13 protein-coding genes and 2 pseudogenes are annotated in these 13,645 nt (G+C 73.8%); 10 read left to right on the forward strand and 5 right to left on the reverse strand.

Annotation, left to right across the window (positions count from 1 at the left end):
* The first annotated feature begins 4 nt into the window (after window positions 1–4).
* Genes ABZW30_RS09565 through fahA form a run of 3 tightly spaced genes read left to right on the forward strand, consistent with a single transcriptional unit; the run spans window position 5 to window position 3,344 of the window.
* Window positions 5–1,207: a cupin domain-containing protein gene (locus tag ABZW30_RS09565; protein WP_355670470.1), complete on the forward strand. Its 1,203-nt coding sequence runs from the start codon at window positions 5–7 to the stop codon at window positions 1,205–1,207.
* Window positions 1,204–2,115 carry a hypothetical protein gene (locus ABZW30_RS09570; RefSeq protein ID WP_355670471.1) on the forward strand — a complete coding sequence of 304 codons (912 nt, stop codon included), beginning with the start codon at window positions 1,204–1,206 and terminating at the stop codon, window positions 2,113–2,115. The genes ABZW30_RS09565 and ABZW30_RS09570 overlap by 4 nt, the downstream gene beginning before the upstream one ends.
* Entirely contained in the window at window positions 2,112–3,344 is a 1,233-nt protein-coding gene (gene fahA / locus ABZW30_RS09575; protein WP_355670472.1) for a fumarylacetoacetase, read from the forward strand. Before ABZW30_RS09570 ends, fahA begins: the two co-directional genes overlap by 4 nt.
* Before the next feature lie 171 nt (window positions 3,345–3,515).
* On the opposite strand, the pseudogene ABZW30_RS09580 reads toward fahA, so the two are convergent.
* Window positions 3,516–3,629, reverse strand: a pseudogene (locus ABZW30_RS09580) (3-oxoacyl-ACP reductase); the annotation flags it as partial.
* A 23-nt stretch (window positions 3,630–3,652) separates the two neighbouring features.
* Between ABZW30_RS09580 and ABZW30_RS09585 the strand changes: the two are divergent.
* From ABZW30_RS09585 to ABZW30_RS09600, 4 genes are all read left to right on the forward strand, one after another.
* A complete protein-coding gene (locus ABZW30_RS09585) occupies window positions 3,653–3,829 on the forward strand; it encodes a hypothetical protein (protein ID WP_355670473.1) in 177 nt (58 codons plus the stop codon).
* Between the two features lie 130 nt (window positions 3,830–3,959).
* Window positions 3,960–5,030, forward strand: coding sequence for an enoyl-CoA hydratase/isomerase family protein (locus ABZW30_RS09590; RefSeq protein WP_355670474.1), 1,071 nt, complete (start codon window positions 3,960–3,962; stop codon window positions 5,028–5,030).
* A gap of 148 nt (window positions 5,031–5,178) precedes the next feature.
* The gene (locus ABZW30_RS09595; RefSeq protein ID WP_355670475.1) at window positions 5,179–5,310 is read left to right on the forward strand and encodes a hypothetical protein; all 132 of its coding nucleotides are present in this window, start codon (window positions 5,179–5,181) and stop codon (window positions 5,308–5,310) included.
* Window positions 5,311–5,418: 108 nt separating this feature from the next.
* On the forward strand, window positions 5,419–6,204 hold the full coding sequence (locus tag ABZW30_RS09600) for an enoyl-CoA hydratase (RefSeq protein ID WP_355670476.1): 786 nt from the start codon (window positions 5,419–5,421) through the stop codon (window positions 6,202–6,204).
* Between the two features lie 151 nt (window positions 6,205–6,355).
* Here the strand turns inward: ABZW30_RS09600 and ABZW30_RS09605 are convergent, their stop codons facing one another.
* A complete protein-coding gene (locus ABZW30_RS09605) occupies window positions 6,356–8,170 on the reverse strand; it encodes an NAD-binding protein (RefSeq protein WP_355670477.1) in 1,815 nt (604 codons plus the stop codon).
* Window positions 8,171–8,323: 153 nt separating this feature from the next.
* On the opposite strand from ABZW30_RS09605, the gene ABZW30_RS09610 reads away from it, so the two are divergent.
* Window positions 8,324–8,923, forward strand: coding sequence for a DUF308 domain-containing protein (locus tag ABZW30_RS09610; protein WP_355670478.1), 600 nt, complete (start codon window positions 8,324–8,326; stop codon window positions 8,921–8,923).
* A gap of 76 nt (window positions 8,924–8,999) precedes the next feature.
* On the opposite strand, the gene ABZW30_RS09615 is transcribed toward ABZW30_RS09610, so the two are convergent.
* Both ABZW30_RS09615 and ABZW30_RS09620 read right to left on the reverse strand, forming a co-directional pair.
* Window positions 9,000–9,638: a DUF6461 domain-containing protein gene (locus ABZW30_RS09615; protein WP_355670479.1), complete on the reverse strand. Its 639-nt coding sequence runs from the start codon at window positions 9,636–9,638 to the stop codon at window positions 9,000–9,002.
* Between the two features lie 52 nt (window positions 9,639–9,690).
* Window positions 9,691–11,175, reverse strand: a complete 1,485-nt coding sequence (locus tag ABZW30_RS09620) for a CoA transferase (protein WP_355670480.1) — start codon at window positions 11,173–11,175, stop codon at window positions 9,691–9,693.
* A 234-nt stretch (window positions 11,176–11,409) separates the two neighbouring features.
* On the opposite strand from ABZW30_RS09620, the gene ABZW30_RS09625 reads away from it, so the two are divergent.
* Window positions 11,410–12,102: an N-acyl homoserine lactonase family protein gene (locus ABZW30_RS09625; protein ID WP_355670481.1), complete on the forward strand. Its 693-nt coding sequence runs from the start codon at window positions 11,410–11,412 to the stop codon at window positions 12,100–12,102.
* A 23-nt stretch (window positions 12,103–12,125) separates the two neighbouring features.
* On the opposite strand, the pseudogene ABZW30_RS09630 reads toward ABZW30_RS09625, so the two are convergent.
* Window positions 12,126–12,404: pseudogene (locus tag ABZW30_RS09630) on the reverse strand (cytochrome P450); the annotation flags it as partial.
* 156 nt (window positions 12,405–12,560) lie between these two features.
* Between ABZW30_RS09630 and ABZW30_RS09635 the strand changes: the two are divergent.
* Entirely contained in the window at window positions 12,561–13,463 is a 903-nt protein-coding gene (locus ABZW30_RS09635) for a hypothetical protein (RefSeq protein ID WP_355670482.1), read from the forward strand.
* Window positions 13,464–13,645 lie beyond the last annotated feature (182 nt).

Below are 13,645 nucleotides of genomic sequence, written 5' to 3' on the forward strand. Positions count from 1 at the left end.
GGACATGGCGTACTACCGGCAGCTGGGCAACATCCCGCCCAAGCGGCACACCCAGCACCGCACACCCGAAGGCGGGCTGTACTACGAGGAGTTGATGGGCGAGGAGGGGTTCTCCTCCGACTCGTCGCTGCTCTACCACCGGGGCATCCCCTCGGCGGTGGTCAACGCGGTGCCCTGGGAGCTGCCGGACCAGTCCACGGTGCCCAACCATCCCCTGCTCCCCCGCCACCTCAAGCTGCACGAGCTGTTCGCGGGCCAGGAGTGGAAGTCCGCGGACGTCGTGAGCAACCGCCGCCTCGTGCTCGGCAACGGCGACGTGCGGATCTCGTACGTCGCCGCCGGGGCCCCGAGCGAGCTGTACCGCAACGGGCTCGGCGACGAGTGCGTGTACGTGGAGTCCGGCTCGGGCACGGTCGAGACGGTCTTCGGCTCGATCGAGGTCGGCCAGGGCGACTACGTGATCATCCCGCGGGCCACCACCCACCGCTGGGTGCCGTCCGGGGACGAGCCGCTGCGCGCCTACTGCATCGAGGCGAACAGCCACATCACCCCGGTCAAGCGCTACCTGTCCAAGTACGGGCAGCTGCTGGAGCACGCGCCGTACTGCGAGCGGGACTTCCGCGGGCCGGTCGGGCCGCTCGTGGTCGACACCCCCGGGGACGTCGACGTGCTGGTCAAGCACCGCGGCCTGAACGGGGTTTCGGGCACCCGCTACACCGTGCCGCACCACCCCTTCGACGTGGTCGGCTGGGACGGCTGCCTGTACCCGTACGCCTTCAACATCAGCGACTACGAACCGATCACCGGCCGGATCCACCAGCCGCCGCCGGCCCACCAGGTGTTCGAGGGCAACAACTTCGTGATCTGCAACTTCGTCCCCCGCAAGGTCGACTACCACCCGCTGTCGATCCCGGTGCCGTACTACCACGCCAACGTGGACAGTGACGAGGTCATGTTCTACTGCGGCGGCGACTACGCGGCCCGCAAGGGCTCGGGCATCGCCCAGGGCTCGATCTCGCTGCACCCCGGCGGGCACACCCACGGTCCGCAGCCGGGCGCCTACGAGCGCAGCATCGGCGCGGAGTTCTTCGACGAGCTGGCGGTCATGGTGGACACCTTCCGGCCGCTGGAGCTCGGCGAGGGCGGGCGGGCCAGCGAGGACGCCGACTATGCCTGGACCTGGGCCGGTCGGGGGCCCGGGCGATGAGCGCTCCGGTCTCCGCGGGGGTGATCCCCGAGCTGTTCCGCGGGCTCTTCGACGACGCGGCGGTGTTCCCTCCGGGGAACCTGCCGGTCGCCGAGGCGGTACCGGCGCACCGCGTCCACCGCGCGGCCTGGTACGCCGAGGCGGTCGGCCCGTTCCTCTGCGGGGCGGGCCGGCTGGGCGAGTTGGCCGCGGCACCCCCGGCCTCCGGTGCTGTGGGCGGCGCGACCGCGGGGGGTGCGGAGGAGGCGGGCGCCGCGCCGCTCAGGGTCGGACTCGTGCTGCCGGGGGGCAGTGCCGAGCTCGCCCCGGCACTCGCCGCCGCCGCACCGTTCGAGCTGGCCGGCGTCGAACTGGCCACCAAGGACGCCGCCGAGGCGGTCGCCGAGCTGGACCGGCTGCTGCCTCCGCACGTGCCGGCCGCCGTCGAGCTGCCGCGCGAACTCCTGCGCGGGGACGGGCTGGACGCGGTGCTGGACGTGCTGGTCGACAGCCCGTACCGGGCGAAGTTCCGCACCGGCGGGCTGGTCGCCGAGGCGTTCCCGGACGAGGACGAGCTGGCCGCCTTCCTCACCGGCTGCGCGCAGCGCGGCCTGCCGTACAAGTGCACGGCCGGGCTGCACAACGCCGTCCGGCACACCGACCCGGAGACCGGCTTCGAGCACCACGGCTTCCTGAACGTGCTGCTGGCCGCGCAGGAGACCGACCGGGCGGCAGCGGCGGCGGTGCTGGCGGAACGGGACGGCGAGGTGCTGGCCAAGGCGGTGCGTGCACTGACCGACCGTCAGGTTACGGTGATCCGCAACTCGTTCACCGCGTTCGGCACCTGCAGCATCGCCGAGCCGCTGGGCGACCTGGCCACGCTCGGCCTGCTGTCGTCGCCCGATCCACTGCCCCAGGAGGACCGTTGAGCACCACCCCCAGCAGCCCCAGCAGCTGGCTCGCCAGCGCCCAGGACTCGCCGTTCGGCGTGCACAACCTGCCGTACGGCGTCTTCACCGCCGCCGACCAGCCCGGCCGGCGCCGGATCGGCGTGCGGGTCGGGGACTTCGTGCTGGACGCCGGGGCAGCCGCCCGCGCGGCCGGGGCGCCGTCCGTGCTGCTGGCCGCGGACTCGCTCAACCCGCTGATGGCGGCCGGGCGTTCGGCCTGGACGCAGGTCCGGGCCGACGTGACCAGCTGGCTGACCGACGAGTCCTTCCGCGAGGCGGTCGCGCCCGCGCTGCTGCCGGCCGACGAGGTCGAGCTGCACCTGCCGTTCGAGGTCGCGGACTACGTCGACTTCTACGCCTCCGAGCACCACGCGACCAACCTGGGCCGGATCTTCCGCCCGGGCTCGGAGCCGCTCACCCCCAACTGGAAGCACCTGCCGATCGGTTACCACGGCCGGGCGGGCACCGTGGTGGTCTCCGGCACGCCGGTGGTGCGTCCGCACGGGCAGCGCAAGGCACCCGCCGACGCCGCGCCGACCTTCGGGCCCTCGCGCCGGCTGGACATCGAGGCCGAGGTCGGCTTCGTCGTCGGCACGCCGTCGCAGTTGGGGCGGCCGGTCGCGCTGGACGACTTCCGCGAGCACGTGTTCGGCGTCTGCCTGCTCAACGACTGGTCGGCGCGCGACATCCAGGCCTGGGAGTACGTGCCGCTCGGCCCCTTCCTCGGCAAGTCCTTCGCGACCTCGGTCTCGCCGTGGATCGTGCCGCTGGACGCGCTGCAGCACGCCCGGGTCGCGCCGCCGGAGCGCGACGTCGAGCCGCTGCCGTACCTGGACGACCGCGACAACGAGCCGTGGGGCCTGGACCTGGCGATGGAGGTCCGGCTGAACGGGCACCTGGTCTCCCGGCCGCCGTTCGCCGCGATGTACTGGACGGCGCAGCAGCAGCTGGCCCACATGACCGTCAACGGCGCCTCGCTGCGCACGGGCGACCTGTTCGCCTCGGGCACGGTCAGCGGGCCGGAGCCGGACACCCGCGGTGCGCTGATCGAGCTGACCTGGAACGGCGAGGAGCCACTGAAGCTGCCGGACGGGACGACCCGGACCTTCCTGGAGGACGGCGACGAGGTCGTCATCACGGCGACGGCCCCGGGGCCGGACGGCGCGGTGGTCGGGTTCGGCGAGGTCGCGGGGCGGGTGCGGGGCTGAGGGCCCGCGGCTGCCGATTGACGCCCGCAGCTGCCTGACTGACTGACTGACCGCTGACGGCTGACGGCTGACAGAGCTCAGACTTCAGCGAACAGATGACAGGTAACAGCTGACAGAGTTCATCATCTGTCAGCTGTTATCCGTTTGCCCACCTTTGCCGACAGCCCGCCCCTACAGCCCCGCCCCACCCGTGGCGTCGATGCCCCGCCCGGTGACCCAGCGCGCGTCCTCGGAGGCCGGGAACGCGACGATGTCCGCGATGTCCTCCGGCCGGCCGGCCCGACCCCTCGCACCCGGCCGGCTGCCTGGTGATCTCAGCCGCCACCAACGTCTCCCCTCAGGACGCCGAGGTCCAGGCCCAGCTTCGCGACCTGCGCAACCGGAACGCCGCGGTCGTCCAGGGCATGTCCCGGCAAGCCCGCGACGGCGCCACCGCCGCCGACCCGGCCCGCACCGCCGAACTCGCCCTGCGCGCCTGGCCGTGACGCCCCCGCCGCACCCGCCGCATCCCCCGTCCAGGCGGCGTGATCACCGGCACGGTGATCACAACAGCCCACCCGCCCCGCTACGGTGGACCGTGGAAGTCCACATCACCGAGGGACGGGAGCGGGTCCGATGAACGCAGAGGCGGCGGAGGTCCAGACCTTCCTGGACGGCGGCAACGGGGACAGCGACGACGGCGGCCTCGGCCGGATCGTGCTGAACCGCCCGCGCACGCTCAACTCGCTGACCCACGGCATGATCACCGCCCTGCGCACGACCCTGGACGACTGGGCCGCCGACGACCGGGTGCGCGCCGTCGTGCTGACCGGCGCCGGCGAGCGAGGCCTCTGCGCGGGCGCGGACATCCGCGCGATGCACGACGACGCCACGAGGGGCGGGGCCGGCACCCGCGCCTTCTTCCGCGACGAGTACCGGCTGAACGCGCTGATCGCCGACTACCCGAAGCCGTACGTCGCGGTGATGGACGGCATCACCATGGGCGGCGGCGTCGGCCTGTCCGCCCATGGCGCGGTGCGGATCGTCACCGAGCGCTCCACGGTCGCGATGCCCGAGACCCGGATCGGCCTCGTCCCGGATGTCGGCGGCAGCCGCCTGCTCGCCCACGCCCCTGGCGAGTTGGGCACCCACCTCGGGCTCACCTCAGCCTCGATGGGCCCCGGCGACGCCCTGCTGTGCGGCTTCGCGGACCACTACGTCCCGTCCGCGCGCCTGCCCGAGCTGCTCGGCGCCCTCGCCCGCAGCGCCGATCCGGCCGCCACCGTCGCCGCGCACGCCGAGGCCGCGCCGCCCGCCGCACTCGCCGCCCGGCGCGAGTGGATCGACGCCTGTTACGCGGCCGACACCGTCGAGGAGATCGTCGACCGGCTGCTCGACGCCGGTGTGCCGGAGGCGAAGGAGGCCGCCGAACTGGTCCTCGGGAACTCCCCCACCGCCGTCAAGGTCACCCTGGCCGCGCTGCGCCGGGCCCGTACGCTGCCCTCGCTGAAGGCCGTACTGGACCAGGAGTACCGCGTCTCCTGCGCCGCGCTGGACGGCCACGACCTGGTCGAGGGCATCCGCGCCCAGGTGGTCGACAAGGACCGCAACCCGCGCTGGTCGCCGGGCACGCTCGCCGAGGTGACGGAGGCCGACGTCGCGCGCTTCCTCGCCCCGCGCGAGGGCGACGAGCTGGGCCTGGCCTGACCACCGGATCCACCGACTCCCCTACCCGGCACGCCTGGAGCCCGCCATGACCCACCCGGTGCCAGCGGCCGCTCCACCTGGCCGAGCGCTCTACCTGACCGTCCGCTCCGCTGATCCCGTCAACCGTCGATGCCGAGGAGATCGCGAAGTGGCGCGACAGTCGGTGACGGTCGCGGCCCCGGCCGCGCCGGCCCGCCGGGGCGAGGTCAAGGCCGAGACCGTTCGGCTGGGCGCGGAGCGCTACGGCGTCCGGTTCCGAGGGGCCCCGCCAGGCTGGTGACCGGCGTCTCGCATGCCAAGACTGGCGCGAGGCGGGGCGCGTCGTAGATCGTTGGGTGGTCAGGGCGCGCCCGTGCGGCGCCGAGCAGCGGAATGGGAGTCAACGGCGATGACCGAGACCGAGACCTACGAGACGATCCTGGTCGAGCGCAAGGGCCGGGTGGGGCTGATCACGCTCAACCGGCCCAAGGCGCTCAACGCGCTGAACACCCAGCTGATGAACGAGGTGGTGGCGGCCGCCACCGCCTTCGACCGGGACCCGGAGATCGGGTGTCTGGTGATCACCGGTTCGGAGAAGGCCTTCGCGGCCGGCGCCGACATCAAGGAGATGCAGGGCAACCACTTCCCGGACGTCTACCTGGACGACTGGCTGGGCCCCTGGGACCGGCTCGGCCAGCTGCGCAAGCCGGTCGTCGCGGCGGTGGCCGGCTTCGCGCTGGGCGGCGGCTGCGAGCTGGCGATGCTGTGCGACATCCTGCTGGCGGCGGACACCGCGAAGTTCGGGCAGCCGGAGATCAAGCTCGGTGTGATCCCGGGCATCGGCGGCTCGCAGCGGCTGACCCGGGCGGTCGGCAAGGCGAAGGCGATGGAGCTGTGCCTGACCGGCCGGATGATGGGCGCCGAGGAGGCCGAGCGGGCCGGCCTGGTCTCCCGCATCGTCCCGGCCGACCAGCTGCTCGCGGAGGCGCTGGCCACCGCCGAGACCGTCGCGGCGATGTCCACCCCGGCGGCGATCATGATGAAGGAGAGCGTCAACCGCGCCTTCGAGACCACGCTCGCCGAGGGCGTCCGCTTCGAGCGCCGGCTCTTCCACGCGGCCTTCGCCACGGCGGACCAGAAGGAGGGCATGGCGGCCTTCGCCGATAAGCGCCCGCCGAAGTTCGAGAACCGCTGACGGCGCACAACTGACGGATGACGGCTGACAGATTTCATCATCTGAAATCTGTCAGCCGTCATCTGTTCGCGGGCATCCGTTCGCCGTCACCCGTCGCCGTCACCCGTCGCCCGCCGCCGCACGCCCGGTCCCGGCGTCCCGCCGCCGCGCGTCACCCCTCCTCCACCAGCACCGTGTTGAGCCGCGCCAGTCCGCTGCGGGTGGCGGCGACCACGATCAGGTCGCCCGGGGTCAGCCGCCGGGTGCGGTCCGGGAAGTTCCACTGCAGGTGGTCGCTGCGCGCGAATCGGGCGGCGATCACCCGGACTCCGCCCGGGTCCTCCAGGTCGTGCCGGTTCAGGCCGATCAGTCCGCTGCCGTCCTCCACCGTCAGCTCGGCGATCAGCAGCGCGTGCCGGAACACCGACAGCGTCCCGCGCACCTCGCTGCCCATCAGGGCGGCGGCGAAGGCGGGTGCGGCCAGGTAGGACACCGACCGGGAGGCCGCGTTGTCCAGCGTCTTGTAGAAGTGGCCGGCGAAGTTGTCGTCGAACAGCCGCACCACCACCCGCACCTCGGGGTTGCCGTGCCGCGCCTCCAGTGCCGCCTCCAGGTTGGTGGCGTCGTCCCCGCTGACCGCGACCACCGCCCGGCTGTGCTTCAGCCTGGCCCGGCGCAGCTGCTCCTCGAACGGCCCGTCGCCCAGCACCACCGGGATGCCGAGCGCCCGGACGGCGGCGATGCCGCGGGCCTGCGGGTCGCGTTCCATGCAGACCACCGGCACGCCCATCTCGTGCAGCTGGGTCGTGACACGGGTGCCGACGTTGCCGAGCCCGACGACGATGACGTGGTCCCGGGTGCCCGCACTGGGGTTGCGGGGCAGCCCGCGCCGCCCGGAGCCGAGCACCTCGACCGCGATGGCGGTGGCGACCGGCGCGAAGGTGATCCCGCAGATGGTGATGACCACCTGGGCGACCCGCTGCCAGAGCCCGCCCGTCCCGGTCCCGGCGGCGACGTCGGCCTGCTGGTCGGGCTGGGCGGCGCCGGCCAGGTCGAGCAGCGAGGTGTAGACGGTCCAGCCGAAGTCCCGGTTGAGGTACCAGAGCACGCCGAAGGCCATCAGCACCGCGGCGAGCGCGGTGAGCAGCACCACCCGCAGCCGGGCGCTGGTGAGGAAGCGCATGGTATCGAGCGCCCGCCAGCGCAGCCGTCGCGCCCAGCTGATCGGCTCCCGGGGTTCGATGGGCAGCGCCTGCAGCGCGGCCCTCCCGCCCGGCGGCTCCTCGGGCTCGCCGGTCGGCACCGGATCGCGGCGCACCCCGCCGGGAATGACCGGCCCGTCGTCGCCGAACTCGCGGGCGAGGCGGACGAACCCGGCCGAGTCGCCCTCCTGTTCCGGCAGGAGGCGGATCTTGCTGAGGTCCTGCCGGTCGATCTGGTCGGCGACCACGCAGATCCGGTCGGAGGCGATGGCGTCGTCGAAGGCGATGTGCAGGTACCGTCCGTCGATCTCGACCGAGTTGGGCCGCCCGAGCGCGGCGGCGGCGAAGGCCGGGGCGGCGGTGGCGGAACCGGAGAGCGCGGCGCCGTTCTTGAGCAGCCGTTGGATGTTCTCGCCGAGACGCTGGTTGAACATCCGGAACACGATCCGGATGTCGGCGTTGTGGCCCTGGGCGCTGAGCGCGGCGTGGATGTTGTCCTGGTCGCTGCCCTCGACCAGGGCGAGTCCCCGGGCGGTGCCGATGGAGACCGCGCGCAGCGCCTCGTCGGTGACGCTCGGGTACTCCACCACGGCGGCGACGCCGGGGAGTTGCTCGATCTGCGGCGCGTGGTCGCGCGTGCGGTCGGCGACCAGGACGACGACCGGTACCTCGTAGTGCTCGACGAGTTCCAGGACCAGCCGGTGCGCCAGCGCGTTGCCCCCGCAGACGATGTAGTGCTGGCTGATCGGCTCGACCGGAGGGGTCCCCCACCCTTCAGAAGTCATACCGAGGGATGATATCGACGACGAGCGACCGGAGGGTGTCGTTCCGGCGACCCCCGGAAGTCACTCGAACAGACGTACCCGACGCGCGGTCTGACAGGGGAGCGAAGAGGCTGGGGTTCGCTCTCCGCCCCCAGCCCCGAGGAGTACGTCACCGTGACCCCTCCGATCATCACCCCCGACGGTTCCCCGGTCCAGGGCCCGCTCGGCATGCTCGCCCGGGCCGCCTGGCAGGTGCTGCTGGCCGCCGGTGCGGCCTCCCTCGCCCTCGGAATCGTGGTCTTCGCCTGGCCCCGGGAGACACTGCTGGTGGTGGGCGTGCTGTTCGGGCTCTACCTGCTGCTGATCGGCATCGTGCAGCTGGTCGCCGCGTTCGGCACCCACGCCACCACCGCGATGCGGGTGCTGGCCTTCATCAGCGGCGCGATCTGCGTGCTGCTCGGGCTGCTCTGCTTCCGCAGCGCCGCGCAGTCGCTGCTGCTGCTCGCACTCTGGATCGGCATCGGCTGGCTGTTCCGCGGCATCACCCAGCTCGCCGCCGCGATCTCCGACCCGCTGATGCCCGCCCGCGGCTGGCAGGCCTTCGCGGGCGTGGCCAACACCCTGGCCGGCGTGCTGCTGATGGTCTGGCCGGTCGGCTCGATCACCGCGCTGACCGTGCTGGCCGGGTGCTGGCTGCTGATCCTGGGCGTGGTCGAGATCGCGACGGCCCTCCGGATGCGCGGCCAGGCCAAGCAGATCCCCTCGGGGGTCTGACCAGCGCCACCACACCGGAGGCCACCGCCACACCGGAGGCCGTCACCGATCTCGGCGCCGCGCTACCGCCTCGTGCTCAGGGCCGGGGCGCGTAGCCGAGCCGGAAGGTGGCGGCCTCCAGCCGTTCCGGGCTGAGCCGGACATCGGTCAGCCGCTCGGCCAGCGCGAACGCCGCCTCGGTGTGCAGCTCGTAGCGCTCCCCGTCCAGCTGGAAGCCGCAGGCCGTCAGCAGCTCCACGGTGCTCGGGGCCTCGGCGTCCGTGCCGTCCCGCTGATCGGCGAAGAGCGGCTCGAAGTGCAGCCGGCAGGTGCCGTGCTCCCACCAGTGGAAGTCGTCCGCCGCGTTGACGTTCCGGAAGTGCGAGACCAGCCGGGTGCCCTCGCCGAGCCGGGGGACGACCTCGTACAGGCTGCCGAGGTAGCCGTACGGCTCGACCGCCAGGGCCCAACCGTCGAGCTCGGTGACGGCGACGAGGATACGGTCCTCGTCCAAGTCGAACAGCTCCTCGGCTTCCTCGTCCTCCCCGTCGTCGAAGGTCTCCCAGGCGGCGAGCACCGCGTCCAGCCCGGTGACCTCCCGGCCGGTCAGGGCGTCGAAGCGGCGCAGCAGTTCGTCGGCACCGATCCCCTGGACCTGGGTGAGGCAGTAGGCCTCGCCCAGGACGGGGTAGCGCTTCTCGAACCAGGTGTAGTCGGTGGCGTGTGCGGCAGTCATGCGCAGGATGCTGCCAGACCCCGCTGACACCGCCCGCCGCACCGCTGACCGCTCAGAGCCAGACCGGCGCGTCCGTCCCCCAACGCCCCGGCGGGCGCGCCCAGTCGGCGGGCGCGCCCTCATAACCGATGGGCGGCAGGGCGTGCCGCAGCCGCCCGTACGCCGAGTCGGTCTCGGTGAGCCGGCTCGCCGGGTCGTACGGCTCGGCGGTCTCGCGCGGCTCGACCGGCCCCTCGGGCGGGATGCCGTGCAGCAGCCAAGAGGCGGTGCCGGCCAGCGAGAATCGCAGGTGGCGGCCGCCGGGACGGTCGGTGCGCTGGTCGGTGAGGGCGCGCAGGACGGCGGCGGCGACCAGGTAGCCGGTGCCGTGGTCGAGGGCCTGGGCGGGCAGGACGCCGGGGCGGCCGTCGGGGGCCGCCTCGTGGGCGGCGATGCCGACACCGGCCTGGACCAGGCTGTCGAAGCCTCGGCGTCCGGCCCAGGGGCCGGTCCAGCCCCAGGCGCAGAGCTGGGCGACAATCAGGTCGGGGCGGCGGGCGAACAGGGCGCCGGGGGCAAGGCCGTGGGCGTCCAGGGCGCCGGGGCGGTAGCCGGTGACCACGACGTCGGCGGTGTCGAGCAGGCCCTCGAAGGTGACGCGGTCGGCAGGGTCGGCGAGGTCGAGGCGGGCGGAGCGCTTGCCGAAGCCGGTGTCGGCGTGGGCGTCCTCCGCCTCGGGCAGCCGGGGCGAGTCGATCCGCAGCACGTCGGCGCCGAGCAGGGCCAGGGTGCGGGTGGCGACCGGTCCGGCGATCACCCGGGTGAGGTCGAGGACCCGGACCCCGGCGGCGGGCCGGTCCACCGGGGCCGCACCGAGCGGACGGACGGGCGCGGCCCCGATCTCCTGGCTCTCCACCAGGGGGTGCACGGCCGCACTCACCGGCGCGACCGCCACAGCGAGCGCCCCAGCCGGGTACGCGCGCTCCTGGATCTGCTCGGCCGGCAACTTGCCGAGCGCCTCGGCCAGCTGCTCGGGCCCGGCGTCGGACGCGAGGTCGAGGGCGACGAGCAGCCGGGCGCGGTGGTGCGGGTAGTTGGCGTGGGTGCGGACCCAGCCGTCGGCGGTGCGCCAGAAGCCGGAGTGCGGGGCGAAACTGACGGGCGTACGGCTGTCGACGGTCAGGTGCCGCTCGCTGACGAAAGCGGTGGCGACGGCCCCCTCGTCCACCCGGACGGCGGGGACGGCGCCGCCGGCGCGGTGGGCGGCCAGCTCGGCGGCGGCCAGCGAGCAGGCGGCCACGGTGGCGCGGGCGAGCCGGCGCACCGGCAGACCGGAGGGCAGGACGTCCTGCGGGCCGTGGAAGCCCACCCGGTCCAGGAGTTCGGCAGGTCCGCCCAGGGCGGCCCAGGCGTCGGCGGTCGGACGGTCGGTGGTAGGACGGTCGGTGGTAGGACGGTCGGTGGTAGGACGGTCGGTGGTAGGACGGTCGGTGGTAGGACGGTCGGTGGTAGGACGGTCGGCGGACTCGCCCCCAGGCGGGATCAGACGATCGGTCATGTCCGGCATTGTGCTCCGCTTCCCCGGCACCCGCCGTGACGCCCGCCACCAGGCACCGACGACGCTCGCAGCCCGGGCTGTCCGCCCTCCGGCCTGCCGGGAATCGTGCAGGTCAGCCCCGGTCCGATGGGGAAGCGGTGAAGGACCGGCGGTCGGCCGTCGGTCCGTAGATAGGGTGCAAAGCGGCGGCGGCCGGTTCGGCCGCACGCACGGGCTGAGCGACAGGGGGGACAAATGTACACGATCCGCCGTCTCGACCTGGGCTACTTCGTCCGGCCGGCCTCCGAGGTGGGCGGCCCCGAGCCGCGGGTGGAGCCGGTGCTCGCATACCTGGTCCGGGGCCCGGAGGGGCTGCTGCTGTTCGACACCGGGATCGGCGCCGGCTCGCCGGAGACCGAGGCGCACTACCGTCCGGTCCGCCGCCCGCTGCCGGAGGCGCTCGCCGCGGCCGGCGTCTCGGTCTCGGACATCGACCTGGTGGTCAACTGCCACCTGCACTTCGACCACTGCGGCGGCAACCCGCTGCTCGCCGGGACGCCGGTCCTGGTCCAGGCGAAGGAGTTGGCGACCGCCCGGCGCGGCGACTACACCATCGACGCGCTGGTCGACTTCCCCGACGCCGTCTACCGCGAGCTCGACGGCGAGACCGAGGTCTGGCCCGGCGTCCGGGTGCTGCCCACCCCCGGGCACACCGATGGCCACCAGTCCCTGCTGGTCGAGCGGCTGGGCGACTGCACCGTCCTGCTGGCCGGGCAGGCGTACGACTTCGCCACCGAGTACGGGCAGGCGGTGCTCGCCCGGCAGGCCGCGCGCGAGGGGGTGGCGGCGCCGCTGCCCGGGTACCGCGGCTGGCTGGACCGGGTGGCGGAGCACGGGCCGCGCCAGGTGCTCTTCGCGCACGACCAGGCGGTCTGGGAGCTCGTCTGACGGGTCAACGGATCAGCCGGGGCTCAGAAGGTGCACCGCAGCGAGCGGACCCGGTGGTCGAAGCCGGACGCGGCGAACTCCGGCTCCCCGATCAACCGGATGTCGGGCAGTCGGGTGTACAGCTCACGCAGCGGCGCCGCCATCTCCTGCCGGGCCAGGTGGGCACCCAGGCAGTAGCACGGACCGCCGCCGCCGAAGCCGAGGTGGGGGTTGGGGCCGCGGGTGATGTCGAAGGCGTCAGGGCCGGGGAAGAGCGCCTCGTCCCGGTTCGCCGAGCCGTAGGACAGCGCGGCCTTCTCCCCCGCCCGCAGCAGCGTTCCGCCGGGGCCGCCCAGCTCGTGATCGACGGCTCGGTCCGGGGCCTGGTCGGCGGCTGGTCGGCGGCTGGGCATGGTCTCACGGGCGGAACCGGCCAATACCGGAGGGTGCGGTCCGGGCGGGGCGGGCCAGGTGCGACGATGGGTGCCATCGTGATGACCGACCGGATCCGCCTGCTGCGCGCCGCGGTCTTCGCCGCGCTGTGCGTGGCGATGGCCGCCACGGCGCACGTCGCCATGGCCGGGGCCGGGGTCTCGCCGCCGGTGCTGTTCGGCGCGTTCGGGTCGATCCTCGGGCTGACCTGGCTGCTGGCCGGGAAGCGGCGCGGGCTCGGCGTGATCAGCGCGTGGATGGTCGCGGCGCAGAGCGCGCTGCACCTGCTGTTCGAACAGGCCGGGTCGCTCGGCCGATCGGGCGGCGGTCTCGGCCGGCTCGCCACCACGGACTGGGCCGCCCTGCTGCTCTGCAACCCGGACCGGGCAGCGGGCGCGCTCTCCCCCGTCGAACTGGCACGGATGGCGGGCATCGACCCGGACGTCCCGCCGACCGCCGGCAGCCTGCGCCCGATGGCGGGGATGCACCACGGGGTGGCGGCGGGGTCGACCGACGGGATGGCCATGGACATGGGGCTGTCCGGGATGACGGGGATGCCGGGCATGGCCCCGGGGATGCGGCACCCGATGCCCTCGGGGATGCCGGACGGGATGTCGCACGGCATGTCCGGCGGGATGGCACACGCGATGTCCCACGGCATGTCGCCGGGGATGGCCGTCGCCCACATCCTGGCGGCGCTGGCCTGTGCGCTCCTGCTCTGGCGCGGTGACGTGGCGTTGGTGCGGCTCTTCGAGCTGCTCGGCGTGCTCGGGAGCGTGGTCGCGGGGGCGCTGCTGCTCCCGCTGCTGGCGCTGTTCGCGCGCCCGTTCGGGTACCGGCCGCCGACGCCGCCCCGGCCCGCCGACCGACCGGCCCGGCTGCCCCGGTCGGTGCTGCTCACGCATGCCGTCGTCCGGCGCGGGCCGCCGGCGTTCGCCCTCGCCTGCTGACACGCCCGCCGCACCGCTCCCCCGGCCGACCCCGGTCCGCGCTGGGACCTCCGCGATGGGCAGGTCGCCCTGTCGTACCGCCGCCGTCGCCGTCGCCGCTGTGCCCACTGCCGTAGCGCCCTGGGCCGCTGCGCCGCCGTACCCCGTGCGCCGTCATGACCGGGCTCGGGCCCGCGTTCGCC

It is taken from the genome of Kitasatospora sp. NPDC004669 (genome assembly GCF_040609455.1).
Taxonomy (GTDB): Bacteria; Actinomycetota; Actinomycetes; order Streptomycetales; family Streptomycetaceae; genus Kitasatospora.

What these genes read in the sequence shown, in the direction of transcription:
- ABZW30_RS09590 (WP_355670474.1), top strand. Translation starts at nt 3,960, where the DNA reads ATGAACGCAGAGGCGGCGGAGGTCCAGACCTTCCTGGACGGCGGCAAC.
- ABZW30_RS09620 (WP_355670480.1), bottom strand. Translation starts at nt 11,175, where the DNA reads ATGACCGATCGTCTGATCCCGCCTGGGGGCGAGTCCGCCGACCGTCCT.
- ABZW30_RS09635 (WP_355670482.1), top strand. Translation starts at nt 12,561, where the DNA reads ATGGGTGCCATCGTGATGACCGACCGGATCCGCCTGCTGCGCGCCGCG.
- ABZW30_RS09615 (WP_355670479.1), bottom strand. Translation starts at nt 9,638, where the DNA reads ATGACTGCCGCACACGCCACCGACTACACCTGGTTCGAGAAGCGCTAC.
- ABZW30_RS09570 (WP_355670471.1), top strand. Translation starts at nt 1,204, where the DNA reads ATGAGCGCTCCGGTCTCCGCGGGGGTGATCCCCGAGCTGTTCCGCGGG.
- ABZW30_RS09605 (WP_355670477.1), bottom strand. Translation starts at nt 8,170, where the DNA reads ATGACTTCTGAAGGGTGGGGGACCCCTCCGGTCGAGCCGATCAGCCAG.
- ABZW30_RS09565 (WP_355670470.1), top strand. Translation starts at nt 5, where the DNA reads ATGGCGTACTACCGGCAGCTGGGCAACATCCCGCCCAAGCGGCACACC.
- ABZW30_RS09625 (WP_355670481.1), top strand. Translation starts at nt 11,410, where the DNA reads ATGTACACGATCCGCCGTCTCGACCTGGGCTACTTCGTCCGGCCGGCC.
- ABZW30_RS09600 (WP_355670476.1), top strand. Translation starts at nt 5,419, where the DNA reads ATGACCGAGACCGAGACCTACGAGACGATCCTGGTCGAGCGCAAGGGC.